This is a genomic window from Streptomyces sp. a15, assembly GCF_059026085.1.
The window spans coordinates 40,953-62,916 of record NZ_JBWLKM010000045.1; the positions used below are offsets into that span (position 1 = coordinate 40,953).

The 21,964-nt window shown below is 70.3% G+C and carries 15 protein-coding genes; 9 read left to right on the forward strand and 6 right to left on the reverse strand.

Annotated elements, in window-relative coordinates; translation table 11 throughout:
* Positions 1-3: 3 nt before the first annotated feature.
* Positions 4-1,233, forward strand: coding sequence for a DUF5005 domain-containing protein (locus AC5P09_RS33530; RefSeq protein ID WP_493877479.1), 1,230 nt, complete (start codon positions 4-6; stop codon positions 1,231-1,233).
* On the opposite strand, the gene AC5P09_RS33535 is transcribed toward AC5P09_RS33530, so the two are convergent.
* Positions 1,169-2,200: a bile acid:sodium symporter family protein gene (locus AC5P09_RS33535; protein ID WP_493877504.1), complete on the reverse strand. Its 1,032-nt coding sequence runs from the start codon at positions 2,198-2,200 to the stop codon at positions 1,169-1,171. The genes AC5P09_RS33530 and AC5P09_RS33535 overlap by 65 nt on opposite strands.
* A 184-nt stretch (positions 2,201-2,384) precedes the next feature.
* Here AC5P09_RS33535 and AC5P09_RS33540 point away from each other — a divergent pair, with 184 nt between their 5' ends.
* From AC5P09_RS33540 to AC5P09_RS33560, 5 genes are all read left to right on the forward strand, one after another.
* Entirely contained in the window at positions 2,385-3,248 is an 864-nt protein-coding gene (locus tag AC5P09_RS33540) for a LysR substrate-binding domain-containing protein (protein ID WP_493877480.1), read from the forward strand.
* A 16-nt stretch (positions 3,249-3,264) separates the two neighbouring features.
* The gene (locus tag AC5P09_RS33545; RefSeq protein WP_493877481.1) at positions 3,265-3,537 is read left to right on the forward strand and encodes a hypothetical protein; all 273 of its coding nucleotides are present in this window, start codon (positions 3,265-3,267) and stop codon (positions 3,535-3,537) included.
* A 294-nt stretch (positions 3,538-3,831) separates the two neighbouring features.
* A complete protein-coding gene (locus AC5P09_RS33550; RefSeq protein WP_493877482.1) occupies positions 3,832-5,658 on the forward strand; it encodes an AMP-dependent synthetase/ligase in 1,827 nt (608 codons plus the stop codon).
* Positions 5,659-5,798: 140 nt separating this feature from the next.
* Entirely contained in the window at positions 5,799-6,635 is an 837-nt protein-coding gene (locus tag AC5P09_RS33555) for an aldo/keto reductase (protein WP_493877483.1), read from the forward strand.
* A gap of 217 nt (positions 6,636-6,852) precedes the next feature.
* Positions 6,853-7,554: a glycoside hydrolase family 75 protein gene (locus AC5P09_RS33560; protein WP_493877484.1), complete on the forward strand. Its 702-nt coding sequence runs from the start codon at positions 6,853-6,855 to the stop codon at positions 7,552-7,554.
* A 13-nt stretch (positions 7,555-7,567) separates the two neighbouring features.
* Here AC5P09_RS33560 and AC5P09_RS33565 read toward each other — a convergent pair whose 3' ends face one another.
* Both AC5P09_RS33565 and AC5P09_RS33570 read right to left on the reverse strand, forming a co-directional pair.
* The gene (locus AC5P09_RS33565; protein WP_493877485.1) at positions 7,568-8,269 is read right to left on the reverse strand and encodes an SDR family oxidoreductase; all 702 of its coding nucleotides are present in this window, start codon (positions 8,267-8,269) and stop codon (positions 7,568-7,570) included.
* Positions 8,270-8,402: 133 nt separating this feature from the next.
* The gene (locus tag AC5P09_RS33570; RefSeq protein WP_493877486.1) at positions 8,403-11,855 is read right to left on the reverse strand and encodes an nSTAND1 domain-containing NTPase; all 3,453 of its coding nucleotides are present in this window, start codon (positions 11,853-11,855) and stop codon (positions 8,403-8,405) included.
* 345 nt (positions 11,856-12,200) lie between these two features.
* On the opposite strand from AC5P09_RS33570, the gene AC5P09_RS33575 reads away from it, so the two are divergent.
* Positions 12,201-13,526, forward strand: a complete 1,326-nt coding sequence (locus AC5P09_RS33575; protein WP_493877487.1) for a glycosyltransferase family 39 protein — start codon at positions 12,201-12,203, stop codon at positions 13,524-13,526.
* 16 nt (positions 13,527-13,542) lie between these two features.
* On the opposite strand, the gene AC5P09_RS33580 is transcribed toward AC5P09_RS33575, so the two are convergent.
* On the reverse strand, positions 13,543-14,478 hold the full coding sequence (locus tag AC5P09_RS33580; RefSeq protein WP_493877488.1) for a class I SAM-dependent methyltransferase: 936 nt from the start codon (positions 14,476-14,478) through the stop codon (positions 13,543-13,545).
* Between the two features lie 148 nt (positions 14,479-14,626).
* Between AC5P09_RS33580 and AC5P09_RS33585 the strand changes: the two genes are divergently transcribed.
* Positions 14,627-15,397 (forward strand): phytanoyl-CoA dioxygenase family protein, encoded by a 771-nt coding sequence (locus AC5P09_RS33585; protein ID WP_493877489.1) that lies wholly within the window; start codon positions 14,627-14,629, stop codon positions 15,395-15,397.
* A 39-nt stretch (positions 15,398-15,436) separates the two neighbouring features.
* Here the strand turns inward: AC5P09_RS33585 and AC5P09_RS33590 are convergent, their stop codons facing one another.
* A complete protein-coding gene (locus AC5P09_RS33590; RefSeq protein ID WP_493877490.1) occupies positions 15,437-17,146 on the reverse strand; it encodes a glycoside hydrolase family 6 protein in 1,710 nt (569 codons plus the stop codon).
* 65 nt (positions 17,147-17,211) lie between these two features.
* Entirely contained in the window at positions 17,212-18,702 is a 1,491-nt protein-coding gene (locus AC5P09_RS33595) for a cellulase family glycosylhydrolase (RefSeq protein ID WP_493877491.1), read from the reverse strand.
* 251 nt (positions 18,703-18,953) lie between these two features.
* Here AC5P09_RS33595 and AC5P09_RS33600 point away from each other — a divergent pair, with 251 nt between their 5' ends.
* Complete coding sequence (locus AC5P09_RS33600) at positions 18,954-21,872, forward strand: glycoside hydrolase family 48 protein (RefSeq protein WP_493877492.1); 2,919 nt, start codon at positions 18,954-18,956, stop codon at positions 21,870-21,872.
* The last annotated feature ends 92 nt before the right edge of the window (positions 21,873-21,964 follow it).

The window sequence follows — 21,964 nt, forward strand, 5'->3', positions numbered from 1 at the left end:
AGCGTGCCCGAGGACATACGAGCACGACAACGGACGGGAGTCGGGGTCGGCCTGCTGATGGCCCTGGTTCTCGCGGCGGTGCTGCTCAGCGCACTGCCGGACGACGACAATCAACAGAATTCGGGAGACTGTATACCGCATACCGTCGGCTCGTGGTCGACTGACGACCGTCTCACCGCCGAGTTCGCCCGCTACGGCGACGACGCGACCCGTGCCGACGACTGGACCGGCGGCGACGGCACGCACTCGGTGCGGCTGCCGGACGGCCGGCTGCTGTGGCTGTTCTCGGACACCTACCTCGGCCAGGTGCACCGCCCGCCCAACCCGGTCGGCGAGTCGTACGCCTGGCGGGACGGGACGGCGCCGCTCGTGCGCAATTCGGCCGTGCTGATGGACGAGGGGCGGCTGCAGGCGACGCTGCCCGCGCCGCTGTTCCACGACCCGGGCCCGAACCAGTGGCGCTGGCCGGTCGCGGCCCGAGTCGAGCCCCGCTCCCCCGGCTCCTCCGAGCAGGTGCTGCGGGTGCTGCTGTGGGTGCGCACGGCCGGGGCGGCGCCGTGGATCTACGGCGTGCCCACCGCCACCGAGGTCGCCACGCTGTCCCTGCCCGACCTGCGGGTCGAGTCGGTCGTCGAGGTGCTCGACCAGCGGCTCGTCCAGGATCCGTCCCGGCGGGTGCTGTTCGGGACGACGCTGGTCGAGAAGGGCGGCTGGACCTACGTGTTCGGCGGCGACGACGGGCAGGCCGCGTCCCGGCCCGCCTCGCAGGCGTACGTGGCGCGGGTGCCCGAGGGCGGGCTCGGGGATCCGGCCGCCTGGGAGTACTGGGACGGTTCCGGCTGGGCGGCGCGCGCCCGCCCGGGTGCCGTACTCGGGGACGGGCGGCGCACCGGGGTGGGCAGCGCGTTTTCGGTGGTGCGGGAGGGCGGGACGTACGTGCTGTTCACGATGGCGGCGGGGGCGCGGGGGCTGACCACGGTGACCTCGTACTGGGCCTGCTCCCCCACCGGGCCCTGGCACGGCCCGGCGAAGGACTTCACCCCGTCCCTGCCGCAGGGGCAGGTCGCCGCCTACAACCCCCAGGTGCACCCAGAACTCGGCGGTGACGGAAGGCTGGTGCTGAGCTACGACGTCAACTGGCTGGAGGCGACGGGCGCGGCGGCGCAGCTCAACCGGAACGTGTCCCTGTACCGACCGCGGTTCGTGACCCTGCGGCTGACGCCGGCGAGGTGACCTCCTCGCGGGCCACGCCGGAGTCGTCGGGGTCGTGCGAGCGGCGTTTGGCGATCACCGCGCACACCATCAGCTGCATCTGGTGGAAGAGCATCAGCGGCAGCACGGCCAGCGCGGCATGCGCGCCGAACAGGACGCTCGCCATGGGCAGTCCGGAGGCGAGGGACTTCTTCGAGCCGGCGAACTGGATCGCGATCCGGTCCTCCCGGCTGAAACGGAGCGCCTTGCTGCCGTACCAGGTCAGGGCCAGCATCACGGCGAGGATCACGGCCTCGACGCCGAGCAGGCCGGCCAGCCTGACGGGGCTCACCTGGTGCCAGATGCCCTGGACCATGCCCTCGCTGAACGCCGTGTAGACGACGAGGAGGATCGAGCCGCGGTCGACCAGGCCGAGGACCTTCTTGTGCCGGGCGACGAAGCCGCCGATCCAGCGGCGCAGCAGTTGCCCGGCGAGGAACGGCACCAGCAGCTGGAGCACGATCTTCAGCACCGAGTCGGCGGAGAACCCGCCGCCGCTGTTGCCGAGCAGGGCGGCCGCAAGCAGCGGGGTGACGACGATGCCCACCAGGGAGGAGAAGGAGCCGGCGCAGATCGCGGCGGGAACGTTTCCGCGGGCCATTGAGGTGAAGGCGATCGACGACTGGATGGTCGAGGGCACAAGGGTGAGGAAGAGCAGGCCCTGGTAGAGCGGGTGGGTCAGGAAGACGGGGACGAGTCCGCGGGCGGCCAGTCCCAGCAGCGGGAACACGAGGAACGTGCAGGCCAGGACGGTGACGTGGAGCCGCCAGTGCTTGAGCCCGTCCAGCGCCTCACGGGTCGACAGGCGTGCGCCGTAGAGGAAGAAGAGGAAGGCGATGGCGCCCGTGGAGGCGCCGGAGGCCACGTCGGCCGACGTCCCGCGCGCCGGGAGGAGAGCCGCGAGGCCCACCGTCCCGAGCAGCAGCAGGATGTACGGGTCGATCGGCATCCAACTCGGCCAACGCAGGCGTTTCACGGTGCTCCACTTGCTCGGTGCTGTCGGTGGTACGGCGGGGGACGGGCCTTCGGCCGCCGGGTCACGGGTCCCCTCTCCATCCTGCTCTCTCACCCGGCGATCGGGAATCCGGTATACCGCACTCACTGTCATCACGTTCCGCGATAGCCTGGGCCTCGTGTACGACCCCTCCCAGCTGCGTACGTTCCTCGCGGTGGCCCAGACGCTGAGCTTCACGCAGGCCGCCCGGCGGCTGGGGCTGCGCCAGTCCACGGTCAGCCAGCACGTGCGGCGGCTGGAGGATGCCGCCGGGCGGCAGTTGTTCACCCGGGACACCCACTCCGTGGAGCTGACGGAGGACGGTGAGGCGATGCTCGGTTTCGCACGCCGGATCCTCGAGGTGCACGAGCAGGCGGCGGCGTTCTTCACGGGGACGCGGGTGCGCGGCCGGCTACGGTTCGGCGCGTCGGAGGACTTCGTGCTGACCCGGCTGCCCGAAATCCTGGAGGGCTTCAGGCACGACCATCCGGAGGTCGACCTGGAGCTGACGGTCGAGCTGTCGGGCACGCTGCACGAGCAGTTGGCGGCCGGGAAGCTGGACCTGATGCTGGCGAAGCGGCGCCCCGAGGACCCGCGCGGCCAGCTGGTCTGGCACGACGAACTGGTCTGGATCGGCGCCGAGCGGCTGCGCCTGGACGCGGACCGGCCGGTGCCGTTGATCGTGTACCCGCCGCCGGGCATCACCCGGGCGCTCGCCCTGGAGGCGCTGGAGCGGCAGGGCCGGGCCTGGCGCGTCGCGTGCACCAGCGCCAGCCTCAACGGGCTGGTCGCGGCGGCCCGCGCGGGCCTCGGCGTGATGGCCCACTCCCGGGGCCTGCTCCCGCCCGGCCTGGTACGCGTCCCCGACCGGTCGGGCCTGCCGGAACTCGGCCGCGTCGACTTCGTCCTGGTCCACGGCGGCCGCCGTACGGCCGCCCAGGGCGCCGCCGACGCGCTGGCGGCGGTGATCCTGGCGGGCGGGGACCGGCTGCACCGCCGTTGACGCTGCAGCGGCGGCAATGGCGTCAGCGCGACGGCCGCTGGTAGGTGAGCTGCTTCACCCGCCGCAGGAACGGCGAGGCCGCCACGTCGGGGGCACGTTCTCCGAGCAGACCCTGCGGGCGGCCTTCACCGCCGGGCTCGACCGGGCGGCGCTCGTCGCCGCAACGGTGGCCGTGGTCGCCGGCGTGCTGGTGCTCGCGCTGGTCAGGACTCCGCGGCCGGCGCGGGCCCCTGTGACGGATCCGGCCGCCGCGACGCTGACACAGGAGAGGGCCGCACAGCACGGCTGAGGCCGACCGGCCCCTCGTCTCGACCGGGTGGTCATGATCGGGTCGTCGCGAGAGGCGTAATCCGGCCACCGCGACGGCCGTCATCAGGTCGTACAGATTCGGTGGAGATTACGGCACCGAAACTTGCTCAACCGTCAGGTTTCTGTCCGACCCTTCCCCATGTGGGCGCATTTTCCGCCACTGACCAGTGCATACGTGAGCACTGCTCGATTTCCGCGCCCCTCCCGCCCGCTCCCCGGGTGGGGTAGCTTTCACGGCGCTGTGCGGAGCGTCACCAGAGGCGGGGAGCGGGGATTGCGCGAGTTCACCAACCCTCCGTTGGCGTTGGCACCGCCGGTGGGCGGTCTGGCCGACGTCGTCTTCCGGCATGCGCAGGAGGACCCGCTGTACAGCGCGCTCGGCCGCAAGGACGACACCGGGCAGTGGCGGGACGTGACCGCCGCCGAGTTCCGCGACGAGGTCCTCGCCCTCGCCAAGGGCCTGCTCGCCCAGGGCGTCCGCTTCGGCGACCGCGTCGCGATCATGTCCCCCACCCGCTACGAGTGGACCCTGTTCGACTTCGCCCTGTGGACGATCGGTGCCCAGGTGGTGCCCGTCTATCCCACGTCCTCGGCCGAACAGTGCTTCTGGATGCTGTACGACGCCGAGTGCACGGCGGCCGTCGTGGAGCACGAGGACCACGCCATGACGATCGCCACCGTCATCGACCGGCTGCCGCAACTGCGCCAGTTGTGGCAGCTGGACGCGGGCGCCCTACAGGAGTTGTACGACGCCGGCGCCCACCTCGACGACGAGGTGGTGCACCGGCACCGGCAGGCCGTCACCCCCGACTCGACCGCGACGATCATCTACACCTCGGGCACCACCGGCCGCCCCAAGGGCTGTGTCATCTCGCACGGCAACTTCATGTACGAGGCGGACACGATGATCGAGCGGTGGGAGCCAGTCTTCCACTCCAAGAAGGGCGACGAGGCGGCAACCCTGCTGTTCCTGCCGCTGGCGCACGTCTTCGGGCGGATGGTGCAGGTCGCCGCGATCCGCGGCAGGGTCAAGTTCGGCCACCAGCCACAGCTGAGCGCGGCCGCCCTGATGCCCGACCTGGCCGCGTTCAAGCCGACGTTCTTCCTCGGGGTGCCGTACATCTTCGAGAAGGTCTTCAACGCCTCCCGCCGCAAGGCGGAGAAGGACGGCAAGGCCGGGCCGTTCGAGAAGGCTGTCGGGGTCGCCGTGAAGTACGCGGAGGCGATGGAGGCGAAGGCCTGGGGCATCGGGCCCGGCCCGTCGGCGGGTCTGCGCATGCAGCACCAGCTGTTCGACAAACTCGTCTACTCCAAGATGCGGGCGGCGATGGGCGGCCGCATCCGGCAGGCGATGACCGGCGGCTCGGGGATGGACCGCAGGCTCGGCCTGTTCTTCGCGGGCGCGGGCGTGCACATCTACGAGGGCTACGGCCTCACCGAGACCACCGCCGCCGCGACCGCCAACCCGCCCGAGCGCACCCGCTACGGCACCGTCGGGCAGCCCATCCCCGGCATGACCGTGCACATCGCGGACGACAGCGAGATCTGGCTGCGCGGCGAGAACGTCTTCCAGGGCTACCTCAACAACCCCAAGGCCACGGACGAGGCCCTGCACGACGGCTGGCTCGCCACCGGCGACCTCGGCTCCCTCGACGAGGACGGCTACCTCACCATCACCGGCCGCAAGAAGGAGATCCTGGTCACCTCCGGCGGCAAGAGCGTCTCCCCCGGCCAGCTGGAGGAACGGGTGCGCGACCATCCGCTGGTCGCCCAGTGCATCGTCGTCGGCAACGACCGCCCGTACATCGCCGCCCTGGTCACCCTCGACCAGGAGGCCGTCGAGCACTGGCTGACGATGCGTGGCAAACCGCGGATGTCGCCCGCCGAGCTGGTGCGGGACGCGGACCTGGAGACGGAGGTACGGCGGGCCGTGGTCGCCGCCAACACCCAGGTCTCGCAGGCCGAGTCGATCCGCACGTTCCGCATCCTCGCCCAGCCCTTCACCGAGGAACACGGCCTGCTCACCCCGTCGCTCAAGCTGAAGCGCAAGGCGATCGAGAACGCGTACGCGAGCGAGGTCGAGGCGCTGTACCGGGCATGAGGCTCGATACCGGCACACTCCGGTTGTTTCCGCCTAATTCCTACCGATTCCTACTGATTCTCCGGTCAGGAATGCATAACGGCTCGTGATCGTTGACGATGGTGGTACCACCTGACGACAACCGTAAGGATCACGAGCTCGTGAGCAGCAAGGTCCCCCCGATCATCCTCAACAACGGCGTCGAGATGCCCCAGCTGGGCTTCGGAGTCTGGCAGGTGCCGGACGACGAGGCGGAGCAGGCGGTCACCACCGCGCTGGAGGCCGGGTACCGCAGCATCGACACAGCGGCGATCTACGGCAATGAAGAGGGCACCGGCAAGGCGATCGCGGCCTCCGGAGTCCCCCGCGAGGACGTCTTCGTCACCACCAAGCTCTGGAACAGCGACCAGGGATACGACTCCACGCTGCGCGCCTTCGACACGTCGCTGGCCACGCTCGGCCTGGACTACCTCGACCTGTACCTGATGCACTGGCCGCTGCCGTCCGCGGACAAGTACGTCGACACCTACCGGGCGTTCGAGAAGCTCCTCGCCGACGGCCGTGTGCGCGCCATCGGTGTGTCCAACTTCCTTCCGGAGCACCTCGAGCGTCTGATCGCCGAGACGTCCGTCATCCCGGCGGTCAACCAGATCGAGCTGCACCCGCACCTGCAGCAGCACGCCTCCCGCGAGTACCACGCCGAACAGGGCATCGCCACCGAGGCCTGGTCGCCGCTCGGCCAGGGCAAGGGTCTCCTGGAGGTTCCGGCGATCGTCGCCATCGCCCAGAAGCACGGCCGTACCCCGGCCCAGGTCGTGCTGCGCTGGCACCTCCAGCTCGGCAACGTCGTGATCCCGAAGTCCGTCACGCCGTCCCGGATCAAGGAGAACCTCGAGGTCTTCGACTTCAGCCTGGACGCCGAGGACCTGGCGGCGATCAGCGCGTTGAACGAGGACCGTCGTCTGGGCCCGGACCCGGCGACGTTCGACGTCGGCTGACCTTTCCCGGCCTCGCGCCCCGGGACCGACACCACCTCGGTGGTGCCGGTCCCGGGGCGCGGCCATGTACGCCACCCGGGCGGGGGAGGCCGCGGCCGTGTCGGCGGGCGGCCGCGGACCCACATGGTAGGGACACGTTATTACACGTTATTAACGGACTTCATTACACGTTATTAACGGACTTCCCAACCGATTCCCTGCAGAAGGGTCCCTCGCAGTGCACCTCCGGACGCTGACCCTCACCACACTCTCCGCCGCCGCTCTGCTGGCCGCCGGGCAGCCCCCGCTCTCCGCGAGCGCCTACGGCACCTCGCACCCGACGTCGGCCCGGGAGGGCTCGGTCGGCGCGGCCGACCTGCTCGCGAAGGTGAAGTCCTGCACGCAGATCTCCCACGGCAGGTACCGCACCGACACGGGCAGCCGGGCCACGGTCCCGGTGTGCGGCAAGAAGGGGGCGGTGTTCTGGAAGGCCGACATGGACATCGACTGCGACGGCCGGCGCACCGCGAAGTGCAACGAGCGGACCGACCCCTGGTTCCACCCCGACACCGCCTTCCACCAGTCCGACGGCAGGCCCCTGCGCTCCGACACCCTGCCGTACGTCGTCGTCCCCGGGGCGAGCGGCATCTGGAACCATGCCCGCGCGGGCATCAAGGGCGGCGGCGTGGTCGCGGTGGTCCACGGCAGGCAGGTGCAGTACGCCGTCGTCGGCGACACCGGCCCCACGAAGATCATCGGCGAGGCGTCGTACGCCACCGCACGCGCCCTCGGCATCAACCCGGACCCGGCGACGGGCGGCGCGGCCTCCGGGGTGACCTACATCCTGTTCAGGAACTCCCAGGTGTCCCCCATCGAGAGCCGCACAGCGGCGGTGACCGAGGGCGAGCGGCTGGCGAAGCGGTTCCTCCGCGACAACTGACGGAAGGCTCTTGTCAGTTGGGCTGCCCGATCGGCCGCACGACGACGGTGTTGATGTCGACACCGACGGGCTGGCCCATGGCCCACACGATGGAGTCGGCGATCTGGTCGGCGGTGAGCAGCTGCCCGGGAGGCAGGCTTCCGTAGCTGTCCCAGAACGGGGTCTCCACCCGGCCGGGTGCGATCAGGGTCACGCCGACCCCGAACTCCGTCACCTGCCGACGGGTGTTCTCGGCAAGCCCGGTCACCGCCCACTTCGTCGCCCCGTAGATATTGCCGGGCGTCGGCACGAACCCGGCGACACTGCCGACCAGCACGATCCGGCCGCGGGTCTCCTTGAGGGCGTCGATCGACGCGCGGATGAGCAGCGCGGGGCCGAGGACGTTGGTCAGCACCATCTCGGTCCATCCGGCGGGGTCGCCGTCCGCGACGGAGTCGTGGGTGGCGAAGCCGGCGTTGGCGACGACTGTATCCAGTCGACCGTATTCCTTGAGTGTACGGTCGACAGCCGACTGGATACTGTCGTACTCGGCCGCGTTGCCGACGAGCGTCAACAGACCGTCGGGACGGCCGAGTTCCTCGGCGAAGCCGCGCAGTCGTTCCGCGCCGCGGCCGGTGACGGCCACGCGGTGGCCGGCGTCGAGCAGCCGCCGGGCGACCGCGGCGCCGATGCCGCTGCCGCCGCCGGTGATGAGCGTGACCGGAGAGTCGGTCATGGTTCCCCCTGGGACGTCGATGGACCTTGCGTTGGTGTCGATGCCGGGGAGTCCATCAGTTGGAGCACTCTCGAAGTCAAGGGGTGCCGGGCGGGGTTGGGGCGCGGCACGGTCGGGTCGGGTCGGGGTGGGGTCAGGGTCCGCAGGTGTCGCGGTACTCGGCCGAGGGGAAGTAGCGGTGCCACTCGGCCTCGGTCAGACCGCGGTGCGCTCGTGCGCACGCCTCGTCCGCCGCCCGGTTCGCCGCCAACGGGTGGACACGCTCGGCGAGATGAGGGGTGGCGATGTTCAACTGGTCGCCGTCCTCCGTGAATCGAAGCGCGCGGACCGGCCCGTCCCCGGCCTGCAGTGTGGCCGGTGACAGCGCGGGCGAGGCCGTCTCCCACACCTGCACGGAACCGTCCGGCGCGCTGCCCGCGAGGAGCGAGCCGTCGGCGGAGAACGCCAGAGCCACCCCGTGCAGGGTGGAGCCGACGGCCCTCAGGACGGCGACCCTGCGCCAGCCGCGCGCGTCCCACAGGGTCAGGCGGCCCTGGTAGTCGGCCGCGGCGAGGTATCTGCCGTCGGGGCTGAAGACTGCGGTGGTGAGGTAGTCCTCGCCGTCGACTCCTTCGGCTCCCTTGCGGAGCTTGCCCGTTGACGCGTCGACGAGCGTTCCCTCCGGGGTCAGTGCGGTACGGCCGGTGGTGTCGACCGCCACGATCTCCGCACCGGCGACGGTGACCGGCGGTGTCGCCTCGGATGCCGGCTCGTCCCGCCAGGCCCTGTCCATCAGCCCGTGCAGCGAGAGGGTGCTCACGGCGTTCGTCCGTCCGCCCTCGCGGTAGCGCAGCACGCCCTGGCCGGGGTCCAGCCGGATGTCGCCGATGCCGGAGGCGGCCACCGGATAGGTGAGGAGCGGCTCACGTGGGCTGTCATCCCCGGGGTCGGGAAGGTCCGTACGCCACAGGGTGAGGGAGCCCTTGCCCCAGGCCAGGGCATAGGCGCCGGCGAACTCCACGGCGTGCGCGCCGCCCGCGAGCGGCAGCCGGGGGCGTTCACGGCCGACGTGGAAGTCCCAGGTCACGATGGACTCGGGGGTGCCGGAGGCCAGAGCCCGCTGGTCGGCGGTGAACGTGAGGTCACCCTGACACAGCGTCCGCTCGGTCGCCCGGGGCACCGGCGTGGTGACGAGGCGCCCCTCGACGGCATCCAGGATCCTCAACCGGCCGCCGTCGTGCGCACACCAGGCGACATGGCGGTCGTCGCGGCTCAGCACCGGCAGCGCGCCGTCGTCACTGCCCCGCTCGTACCGGAACAGCAGCTTCTGCCGGCGGATGTCCCACACGTCGAGCGTCGCCCGGCCGCTGTCCGAGCCGCGGACCGGACGCCGCAGGACGAAGGTGCGCCCGCTCGGGCCGAAGGCGACATCGGTGTTGCTCCACGAGCCGGTCGGCAGACGACGCGTGCTGCCGTCCGCCAGCCCGCCGATCACCATGTCCTCGCCGCCGGGGGGACGGTACGCGACCATCCGACCGTCCTCGCTGACATCGAGCACGCCCTCGGACAGGCCCTCGCGCTCCACCGAACGGATGCGCCGACGCTCCACCACGTCCCACTGCACGGCCTTGTCATGGACGACAGTCGTCAGGATCCTGCCGTCCTGGCTCAGCCAGGCGGGCGCGTCGAGCGCGCGCGGCCCCACCTCGGGCTGGACGAACACGTCCTGTTCGCTCTGCGCCGCGGCCGTCCGCAGGGACTCCCGCGTCTCGGGCAGGTCGGCGGTGCGCCAGGCGGCGAGGGCCAGGCGCATCGCTGTGCGCGGCTCGGTGGAACGCAGCGTGCCGGCCAGCGCGGCAACACTGCGGGCCTCGGCCTCGTCGCGCTGCCGCGCGCTGACCTCGCCCTGCCGCCAGGCGGCCAGGCCCGCGACCACCGCCAGGCACAGCAGCACGGCGAGCCCACCCGACAGCGCACGCAGGCGGCGAGCGGTCCGGGTCGCGACCCGCCGGCCGTGTTCGTACGCCGCCACGCTCGCGGCCAGGAAATCGCGCTCGAGCCGGTTCAACTCGCCCTGCGTGGCACCCCCTTCACCTCCGTCACCGAAGGTCTCGCGCGCCTCGGTGAGCCGGGTGCCGCGGTAGAGCGCGCCCGCGTCCCGGTCCAACTCGGCCCAGCCCCGGGCCGCTTCGGTGAGCCGACGGTGCATCCGCAGCCGTTCGCGGTCCTCGTCCAGCCAGCCACGCAGCCGAGGCCAGGCGCCGAGGAGTGCCTCGTGAGCGAGGTCGACCGTGTCACCGTCGACGGTCAACAGCCGACAGTCCACAAGACGTTCCAGGACGCGTGCAGTCGTCTCGTCGGCGTCGAGCTCCTCGCGGTCGGCAGGGCGCCGGGTGTCTTCGGTACCGTCGCCGGGGTTCACCAGGCGCAGCAGCAGCGCCCGCAGGGCGGCGGCTTCGGCGGGCGTGCATCGGCCGTGTACGGCTTCCGCGGTGTGCGCGACGGCTCCCTGGACGCCGCCGACGGCGTCGTAGGCCGCGAGCGTCAGCGTCTTGCCGGTACGGCGACGCCAGACCTCGCGCAGCGCGTGGGCCATCAGCGGCAGGCCGCCCGGTTCGCCGGCCACGTCCGCCACGATCCGTGCGGTCAGGGCGCGTTCGACCACGAGCCGACGCGCCGCGGCCGGCCGCACCACTGCCTCCCGCAACGCCCGCGGCGACATCGGCCCGACGAGCAGCGCGGAGTCCCGCAGTGCCTCGGCGAGCGGACCGTGGTCCGCGCAGCGACCGTAGAAATCGGCACGTACGGCGACCACGACGCGCAGCCGGGACGCCGGGTCCACCGCCGCGAGCAACCGGGAGAGGAAACGGGCGCGTTCGTCGGCGTCGGTGCAGAGGGTGAAGACCTCTTCGAACTGGTCGACGACGAGGAGGGTGTCGCCCGGTGCGGCATGCGGGGTGAACAGCGGATCGTGGGTGCGGGTGGGGTGAGGGCCCGGGGCGAACAGGCGGATGGCGGCGATATGGGGGATGGGGTCGACTGTATGCAGTCGACTCACATCTGTTGACGGACGTGACGCCGGGAGACAGTCGGCTGCATACCGTCGACCGCCATCCGCCGTCAGTCGCAACGCCGGCACCAACCCCGCCCGCAGCAGCGACGACTTGCCGCTCCCGGAGGCGCCGACGATCGCCGCGAACCTCGCGCGGGAGGTGAGCCGGAGCAGTTCGGTGATCAGGTCGTCCCGGCCGTGGAAGTACTCCCCGTCGCCGGTCTCGAAGCGGGCGAGTCCCGGGTAGGGGCTGTCGTCGCCGTCGGTGTCGTCGGACGCGCGGGCGTCGGCCGAGTCGGCGACGGCCTCCCGCCAGCGGGCCTCCCACTCACACGGATCGCCGCCGCACGCGGTGACGTAGGCCAGGAGGACCGGCAGGGTGGGCAGCCGTTCGCCGGACGCGGCGGCGGACAGTGTGGGCGGCGAATAGCCGGCGCCCTGCGCCATCGCCCGGTAGGTCGGGGTGCCCGCCTCGTCGCGCAGTTTGCGCAGTTCGTAGGCGAAGCGCTGTACCGCTCCGGCCCCCGGATCCAGCGGTTTTTCCCGGCGCCCCATGCGTGTCTCCCCCTCGCTCACGGCCGTCCCACACGCTAACAACCGGCTCTCGCATATTGATTGGCGCTCCGAACCGGGGCTGCCCAACAATCCGCGGTCGCCTGGACTCGTCGGTGCACGTCTTCGCACGGCCCGCTCGCACGGCCCGCTCGTAGGGCTCGCGCTTTCCGCCTCGCACCGGAGTCAGCCATCGCCACCACACACACTCCAGGACCTCTTCTACGGCCCGCCCGGTTGCCGTCCTCGCCCGACGCCGTCCCTCGTGCACGCGCTCGGTGGCACGCGCTGCTCCCGGTCGTGCTCTCCCTCGCCCTCGGTCTGTGGGGTGTCCGGCGGGAGGGGAGCATGTGGCGGGACGAGGTGGTGACGTACGACATGGCCCGCCGTTCGTTGCCCGACCTGTGGGCGACGCTGCACGGCGTCGACGCCGTGCACGGCCTGTACTACCTGTTCCTGCACGGCCTCTTCCGGGTGTTCGACGGGGTGGATCCGCTGCTGGTGCTGCGTCTGCCGTCGGTCCTGGCGACCGCCGCGGCAGCCGGGACGCTGGCCCTGCTGGGGCGCTGTCTCGCGGGGCCGCGTGCGGGGCTGCTCGCCGGTGTCGTCTTCGCGTGGCTGCCGCCGGTCCAGCGGTATGCACAAGAAGGTCGATCGTATGCACTCGTCTGCGCCCTGGTCGTCTGGGCTTCGTACCTGCTGGTGCGGGCCGTTCGGCGGCGCACGGGCCGGGCCTGGGCCGCTTATGGCTCGGTCGTGCTGGCCGCGTGTCTACTGCACGAGTTCGCAGTGCTCGCCCTCGCCGCACATCTGGTGGCGCTGCCGCGTGCGGATCGCCGCGCGGGGGCCCTGGTGGCGCTCGTGGTCTGTGCGGGCCTCGCCCCGCTGGTCGTGCTGAGTACGCGTCAGTCGGACCAGGTGGCGTGGATAGGCGGGATCGGCGCCGGCGCTCTGGCGGGCTTCGTCGGGGTGAGCGTGCTCGGGCTGGCCTGTGCGGCACTGCTCCGGGGCGGTGGGCGAAGCCGGGAGGGGATGGGAATCACCACGCTGGCGCTGCCGCTCCTCGTCCTGCCCGCGCTGCTGCTTCTGCTGGTCTCGCTGGTCAAGCCGCTGTACGTCGACCGCTATGTCCTCTACGGCCAGGCGGGCACCGCCCTGCTGGTCGGCGCCGCCCTCGACCGGCTCGTCCGTGCGGCGGGCCGGATCCGGACCGTCGCCGTGCTGGCCGCCGGGACGGCCGTGCTGGCGCTGCTGCCGATCACGCTTCAGCTACGCGCACCGCAGAGCCGTACCGACGACGTCGCCGCCATCGCCGAGGCCGTCCGCGCGGCGGGCGGCGACGCCGACGGTGTCGTCTTCATGCCCTCGCGGCGTCGTGTGTGGTCGCTGCCCGACCCGGACTCCGTGCGCGGTCTGCGTGACCTCGCGCTTGACGGCGGTCCGGTGGCCTCGCACACGCTGTACGGCACGGAGGTGCCCGCCGCCGTCATCCGCGCCCGGATGCTGGCGACGGCGCGGGTTCTCGCGGTGGGCGACCCTGCCGGGGAGCCGCTGGACCGCGTGCCGCAGGAGGCGGTCAAACGGCGGGTGCTCGCCACGTACTTCGTGGCCTGTCGCACTCGGCATGTGCAGGGAGCACGGATCACGGTCTACGCCCGGCCGGGCCGCTGTTGATTGCATACGGTCGACGTCACTCGGTACGCACAGCCGTGTATACCGTATGCGCCGCGAGCAGGAACACATCCGGCCGTTGGTGGACACTCGCCCGGTCCTCGGGGTCGAGGAGCCGGTCGAGCGCGGCTCGGTCAGTGGCGTCGAGGTGGTCGCCGATGACGTCACGGCGGCGGGTCAGCAACGCGGCGACATAGGCGCGAGCCCGGTCCGTGGTCGGTGCGGGCAGATCGAGCAGGAAGCTGCGCGTGCCGGTCGGCCTGAGGCCCGCGGCGGTCATCAGCGCCGGCCAGTCCTCGGTCTCGGCGACCGCTCCGGGCAGGTCCGCACGCATCTGCGCGAACCACTCCTCCTCCACCGCATCCAGGCGCGCCTGCAGCCCGGGCCGCCCGATGCCGATGTCGCGGGGCAGGAACCGGGTGGGCAGGCCACCCTCCAGGAGCGCGAGCGTGCCGCCGGGCGCGAGCCGGACCGCGAAGGCGGCGAGGGCGGCGCGCTGATCGCCCAGATGGTGCAGGCTCCGACTGGCCCACAGAAGGTCTACGGGATAGTCCAAGTCGTCCAGAACGCCAGGGAGTTCACCACCGAGGGTGTCGAAACGATCGGCGACGCCGAGCCGGACGGCCCGGGCGCGGGCCCGTTCCAGCAGCGGTTCTGTGCCGTCGACGGCGACGACACGGGCACCGGGGAAGGCATCGGCGAGCAGACAGGAGACGACGCCGGGTCCGCTGCCCGCGTCGACGATCAACCCTGGCTCGGTCTGCTTGTGGCCGAGCCACGCCAGGGCCCGCTCGTACAGGGGCGTGAACAGCTCCGCCTGGCTCTCCAGCAGCGGTGCCATCTCGTTCCAGTCGATGTCGCTGTGGCCGTGAGCGTGGTCCGGACCGTGGTGGTGTGGGACCGGATGATCCGGGCCGTGGTCGTGCGGATCGTGGTCGTGGTCGTGGTGCGCCATGGACGTCAGCCTCTCGTCAGGATGCGGCCAGCGTGCGCCGACGCACCGCGCAAGGGCCACCACTGTTGCCACCACAGCAAAAACGTCGACGGAATCGGCATCGGAAAATGGGGTGCGCCCTGCGCGGCGAATCACTCACGATGACCGTATGGACGACGAACTGGTGGAGCGTTTCCTCGAGGACGGGTTCGTGAGGATCGAGGGCGCCTTTCCGCCGCGCGTCGCCGAGGACTGCGTCCGGCTCCTGTGGCGGGAGACGGGATACGACGCCGAGGACCCGGCCACCTGGAAGGACCCGGTGCACTGGGTGGCGGGCATGGTCCAGGGGCCGTTCGCGGCGGCCGCCAACACCCCCGTATTGCATGAGGCGTTCGATCTGCTGGTCGGCGAGGGCCGTTGGGAGCCCCGCTATTCGCTGGGCAGCTTCCCGCTGAGGTTCCCGCACGCGGAGGAACCCGACGACGCGGGCTGGCACATCGAGGGAAGCTACCTCCCCGAGGGCGCCGCGAACTACCACACGAACCTACGATCGAGGGACCGCGCGCTGCTGATGCTGTTCCTGTTCAGCGAGGTCACCGAGGCCGACGCCCCGACCCGCATCAGGATTGGCTCGCATCTCGACGTACCGCCGGTGCTGGAGCCGTACGGCGAAGAGGGCGCCTCCTTCATGGAGCTGGGCCCGAAGGTGGCGGCGGCCTCCGCGCACCGCCCCCTCGCGTACGCCACCGGCCGCCCAGGCGACGTCTACCTGTGCCATCCCTTCCTGGTACACGCCGCCCAGCCGCACCACGGCACCCGCCCCCGCTTCATGGCGCAGCCGCCGCTGTGTCCGGCGGTGCCCTACGAGCTGGAGCGGGCGGACGGGAACTACTCGGCGGTGGAGTTCGCGATCCGCCGGGGTCTGGCCCGCGAAGGCTGACCCCGGCGGATCACTTCAGGGTGCTACAGCGCCGGGGTGCTACAGCGCCGGGTAGGCGTTCTTCATGAGCTCCTGGAACTGTGCCGAGAACCAGTGCCCCGACAGCGGAGAGTTCGGCAGCGCGCCCGACATGTTGAAGCCGTTGCGGGCGTTGCCCTCGTAGGTGGGGTCGCACATCCGGTCGAAGCCCTTGCCCTCCGGGTTCTCGATGAACTGGCTCGAACCGTCGGACTCCCCCGGGGGCTTCATCCACACGTAGGCGTCGATCCCGGCGGCCGGGTTGGCCTGCGGGCGCTCGCCGAGGCCGGCGCCGGACTGGTTGCACCAGTTGCCGACGTGGATGCGACGGTCGTAGCGGCCGCCGTTGACATACGTGTTGACGTCCGTCATCGCGCCCGGTCCGGTGGGCCGTGCGGTGCCGCCCCAGCCGTTGCGGGAGGTGTCGATCAGCATGCCGATACCGGAGTTGAAGCCGGTGGTGACCAGCTGGTTGCGGAAGGCCTGGGCGAACGACAGCTCGTCGACGTAGCGGTTCCAGTCCACCCACGCGGACTCACGGACCGACTTGCCGGCCACCGAGTCGTTGATGGTGAAGTTGTTCTCCTTCAGGGCGCTGTAGTTGGCCGTGTTGGTGATGAAGCCGTGGACGTCGTTGACGGTGGCGCCCTCCGTGGTCGCCGCCTCCTTGAACAGGGCGGCGCTGGGGGCGAAGTTGTCGTCCCAGCCGATCCAGCCGTGGTGTCCGGCGTCGATGTAGTTGTAGACGTTGGGCGCGTCACCGAGCTTGTTCAGGGCGTAGCCGACGCCCTTCTGGTAGTTGCCGTTGGCCTTCATCACGTCGCACTGCGGGGTGGCCGTGGGCCGGCTGCCGGTGTTGGTGACGAGGTTGGGCAGCGAGTCGATCTCGATGGTGTTGACGATCCGCAGCCCGGCGTACTTGGGGTCGGCGAGGATCGCGGCGATCGGGTCGATGTACTGCGTCTTGTACTTGTCGATCTCCGTCGGGCCGAGTTCACCGTTGGAGGCGAGGGCGGCGCAGTCGCGTCCGGGCAGGTTGTAGATGACGAGCTGGACGACGAGTTCGCCGGAGCCCTTCTGTGTAAGCGCCGTGTCAAGGTGGTCGCGCAGACCCATGCCGCCGTTGACGCCGTTGATCGCGGCGATGCGGTCGAGCCAGACGCCGGTCGGCTGGTTGGAGATACGGCTGCCGCCCGGCTCGGCGGCGGCCTTCGCGGACCACTCCGGGTTCACGTACACCTTGGCGCCGGAGTACGGGTTGTCGACCTTCGGGCCGGTCGGGTCCGGCGGATCGGTGGGGCCGCCGCTGCCGTCGTCGACGTTGCAGGTCACGCCGTCGAGGGTGAAGGTGGCCGGGATCGCGTTGGTGCCGCTGTAGGTGCCCTGGAAGCCGAAGCTGGCCGAACCGCCGGTGGCGAGCGTGCCGTTGTAGGACTCGTTGGCGGCGGTGACGGCGGTGCCGCTCTGGCTGACCTTGGCGTTCCAGCCGCTGGTGACCTTCTGGTTACCGGCGTACGACCACTTCACCGCCCAACTCGACTTGGCGGCACCGTTGTTGGTGACGGTGACGGCGGCGGTGAAGCCGGTGTCCCACTGGTTCTGCACCTTGTAGTCGACGGTGCACGGGACGGCGGCGGCGCCGACGTCCCCCGGTACGACGGCGAACGCCGTCCCTGAGGCCCCGGCGACCAGTGCCAGGGCAGCGAGTATCGCGGTTCTGGTACGACTCATGAGTGCGGGTTCCTTCTCGGTTGCGGGTTCCTTCTCGGTTGCGGGTGACTCGGTTGCGGGAGTTGTCAGCCGTTCAGGGCGCGCAGATGGTCGCGCAGCCCGATGCCGTACGCCGTGGGCGTACCGTCGTAACTGGTGATCAGGGCGGGACCCGTGGAGCAGTTCCATGTGTTCCAGGTCCAGCCCAGGTACGACTGGCCGCGGTCGTCGAACCACTTCATGACCCGGTCGACGAAGCCGTGTGAGCAGGTGTTCTCGCCGATCTCTCCGGCCACGAGCGGTACTTGGGCGGCGACCGGGGCGAGCGTGGCGTCGAAGCAGCTCTCGTTGGAGCAGGTGTTGAAGTTGTACACATGCCAGGCGGCGGCGAGATTGCCCGCCGGGTCGGTGGGTTTGTGGGCGAGCCACTGGCTCAGGTCGTTCGCGTACGCGAGCCCGCCGACCAGGATCAGGTTCTTGGCGCCGGTATTGCGGACACTGTCTACAAGATCCTGCATACCGGCGACCTCATAACCGATACCCGGGCAGGTGCCGCCGTCCCGCCAGCACTGCCACGCCTGGGTGATCGTGGGGGTGGCACGGTCCGGGTAGGGCTCGTTGAACAGGTCGAAGACGACGGTCGGGTCGTCCTTGAAGGTGTTGGCCACCGAGGTCCAGAAGGACGGGGTGTACTGCATGTCGGGCATCGGCTTCTGGCAGCTGGCGTGCACGTCGGCGCAGCCGGCGGAGTTGCCGGTGTACTGGCCGTGGGTCCAGTGCAGTTCGAGCATCGGCGTCATGCCGTTGGCCTTCACCTTCGCCACCAGGTCCTTGACGGCGTTGATGTAGTGGGTGCCCGCGTACTCGGGTCGGATGTTGGAAAGGCCCAGCCAGCACTCCTCGTTGAGGGGGATACGGACGGTGTTGGCGTTCCAGTCGGCGATCGCCTTGACAGAGGCGTCGTCGACCGGCCCGTCGAAGATGCCGCGGCCCTGCACGCACATGAACTCGCCGCCGGACCGGTTCACGCCGAGCATGCGGCGGGTGCCGCCCTCGGCGTCCATGAGCTTGTTGCCCACCGCGCGTAAGACAGGTGCCGTGCCGTCACCGGGATCGGTCGGATCGGTCGGATCGGTCGGATCCGGGGTGGGCGACGGTTCGGCGTCGACGTTGCAGGTGGTGCCGTTCAACTGGAACGACGTCGGTACGGCGTTGTTCCCCGACGAGGTGGCGAGGAACCCGGCGCTGATGCTCGCGCCGGTGCCGAGCGAGCCGTTGTAGCTCTCGTTGGCGGCGGTGACGGTCGTACCGGACTGGGACCACTTGGCGTTCCAGCCCTGGTCGACCTTCTGGCCGTTCGCAAGGTCGAAGGTCAGCTTCCAACTGCTCACGGCAGCCGTGTTGTTGGTGATGTTCACGGCGCCCTGGAAGCCGGTGCCCCACTGGCTGGTGACGGAGTACTCCACCGTGCAGGCGGGTGCAGCTCCGGAGGCCGTGACCACCGGCACCGTCACGGACCCGACTAGGGCGACCGCGCCGGCGACGGCTAAAAGTACTGAACGCGGGGGGTGTCGCATGAGCGAGTCCTTGCAGTTCGGGCACGTCGTGACGGACGCGTCGACTGATGGAACCGCTCCCACTGGTGTCAACGAAGCTAGCGCCAAGTGACGGTAAAGAACAGAGGAGTCACTGACTTTCCCTCAACGCCTCTTGTCGAATCTTTTCGACTCTTCAAGCACCTTGACCCCTCCCACCCCCGTCCCCACTATGGGAGCGCTCCCACTGGTTCAAGCCTTGACATCTCCGAGCCGCAAGGAGGAACCAGCACATGCCCCCCAGAGCAAGACGCCGGACCGCTCGGCGGTTATGGACCGCCGTCGTGGCGGCCCTGGCACTTCCTTTCACGATGTTGGGTACGGGTTCAACTCCCGCACAGGCGGCGCCACTTCAGTGCAGCGTCGACTACAGGACGAACGACTGGGGCTCCGGTTTCACCGCGGACCTGACGATCACCAACCGCGGCACGGACCCCATCGCCGGCTGGACCATGACGTACAGCTACGCGGGCAACCAGAAGCTCAGCGGCAGCGGTTGGAACGGCACCTGGTCCCAGTCCGGCCAGGCGATCACGGTGAAGAACGCGTCGTACAACGGCACGATCGCCGTCGGTGCCGCTGTCTCCACCGGCGCGCAGTTCACGTACAGCGGCACGAACGCGGCGCCGACCGACTTCGCCGTGAACGGGACCAGTTGTGCCGGCGCGCATCAGCCCCCGATCACGGTGCTGACCAGCCCGGCCGCGGGCGCGGTCTACACGCAGGGTGACCCGGTTCCGCTCGCGGCGACCGCCGCGGCCGCGGACGGCGCGACGATCAGCAAGGTGGAGTTCTACGACGACACCACACTGCTGGGCACGGACACGACGGCGCCGTACTCTCTTTCGGCCTCAAGTTTGACCGTGGGCAGTCACTCGCTCCTCGCGAAGGGGTACGACAGTCTGGGCGCGTCCGCGGAGTCCACACCGGTCGGCATCACGGTCGCCGCGGGTCCCACGGTGGTGGCCTCGACCAACCAACTGGCCGTCCAGCAGGGCAAGACGGGCACGTTCGACGTGAAGCTGTCGACCCAGCCGTCCGCCAACGTGACCGTCACGACCGCCCGCAGCGGCGGTAATTCGGGCCTGTCGGTGACCGGCGGGGCGTCGCTCACCTTCACCCCGTCGAACTGGAACACCGCGCAGAAGGTGACCATCACGGCCGACGCCTCCGGCACGGGCGCGGCGACCTTCGAGTCGACGGCCACCGGTCACGCGAAGTCCACGGTGACGGTCACGCAGATCGCGGCGTCGAAGGCGTACGACGCCCGGTTCCTGGAGCTGTACGGCAAGATCACCAACCCGGCCAGCGGCTACTTCTCCCCCGAGGGCATCCCCTACCACTCGGTCGAGACGCTGATCGTCGAGGCTCCGGACCACGGGCACGAGACCACGTCGGAGGCGTACAGCTACCTTCTCTGGCTGCAGGCCATGTACGGCAAGGTCACCGGCGACTGGACCAAGTTCAACGGCGCCTGGGACATCATGGAGAAGTTCATGATCCCGACCCACGCCGACCAGCCGACGAACTCCTTCTACAACGCCTCGAAGCCGGCGACGTACGCGCCCGAGCTGGACACGCCGGGCGAGTACCCGGCGAAGCTCGACCCGTCGGTCTCGGTCGGATCGGATCCGATCGCCGGTGAACTGAAGACTGCATACGGTACGGACGACGTCTACGGTATGCACTGGCTGCAGGACGTCGACAACATCTACGGCTACGGCAACTCGCCGGGCAAGTGCGAGGCGGGTCCGACGGACACCGGCCCGTCGTACATCAACACCTTCCAGCGCGGCGCGCAGGAGTCGGTGTGGGAGACGGTGCCGCAGCCGACCTGCGACGCCTTCAAGTACGGCGGCACCAACGGCTACCTGGACCTGTTCACGGGTGACGCCTCGTACGCCAAGCAGTGGAAGTTCACCAACGCCCCGGACGCCGACGCGCGGGCCGTGCAGGCCGCGTACTGGGCGGACATCTGGGCGAAGGAGCAGGGCAAGGGCAGTGACGTTTCCGCGACCGTCGGCAAGGCCGCGAAGATGGGCGACTACCTGCGCTACTCGATGTACGACAAGTACTTCAAGAAGGTCGGCAACTGTGTCGGGCCGTCGACCTGCGCGGCCGGCACCGGCAAGGACGCCTCGATGTACCTGATGTCCTGGTACTACGCGTGGGGCGGCGCCACCGACACCTCGGCGGGCTGGTCCTGGCGCATCGGCTCCAGTCACGCGCACGGCGGCTACCAGAACCCGCTGGCCGCGTACGCGCTGAGCAGTTACGCCGACCTGAAGCCCAAGTCGGCCACAGGGCAGGCGGACTGGGCCAAGTCGCTCGACCGGCAGCTGGAGTTCTACCGCTGGCTGCAGTCGGACGAGGGCGCCATCGCGGGCGGTGCGACCAACAGCTGGGCGGGCCGGTACGCGCCGCCGCCGGCCGGGAAGTCGACGTTCTACGGCATGTACTACGACCAGCAGCCCGTCTACCACGACCCGCCGTCCAACCAGTGGTTCGGCTTCCAGGCGTGGTCGATGGAGCGGGTGGCCGAGTACTACCAGCAGACGGGTGACGCGGACGCCAAGGTGGTCCTCGACAAGTGGGTCGACTGGGCGCTGTCCAAGACCACGGTCAACCCGGACGGCACCTATCTGATCCCCTCGACGCTCCAGTGGTCGGGCCAGCCCGACACCTGGAACGCCACCAACCCCGGTGCCAACAGCGGCCTGCACGTCACCGTCGCCGACTACACCAACGACGTCGGTGTGGCCGCCGCGTACGCCAAGACCCTGACGTACTACGCGGACCGCTCCGGTGACACCCAGGCCGCGACCACGGCCAAGGCCCTCCTCGACGGCATGTGGGACAACTACCAGGACAGCCTCGGCATCGCCGTCCCGGAGACCCGCGCCGACTACAACCGCTTCGACGACGGCGTGACCGTCCCGAGCGGCTGGACCGGCACCATGCCGAACGGCGACGCCATCAACGCGTCGTCGACCTTCGACTCCATCCGCTCGTTCTACGAGGACGACCCGGCCTGGTCGAAGATCGAGGCCTACCTGGCGGGCGGCGCCGCGCCCTCCTTCACGTACCACCGCTTCTGGGCCCAGGCGGACATCGCCCTGGCCATGGCCTCGTACGCGGAGCTCCTCGAATAGTCCCCGCCGGGCGCTCCGCGGGTCGGGCGGTACGAAAGCTGCGGGCCGTGTGTGGCTGGTCGCGCAGTTCCCCGCGCCCCTACAGGGGGCGG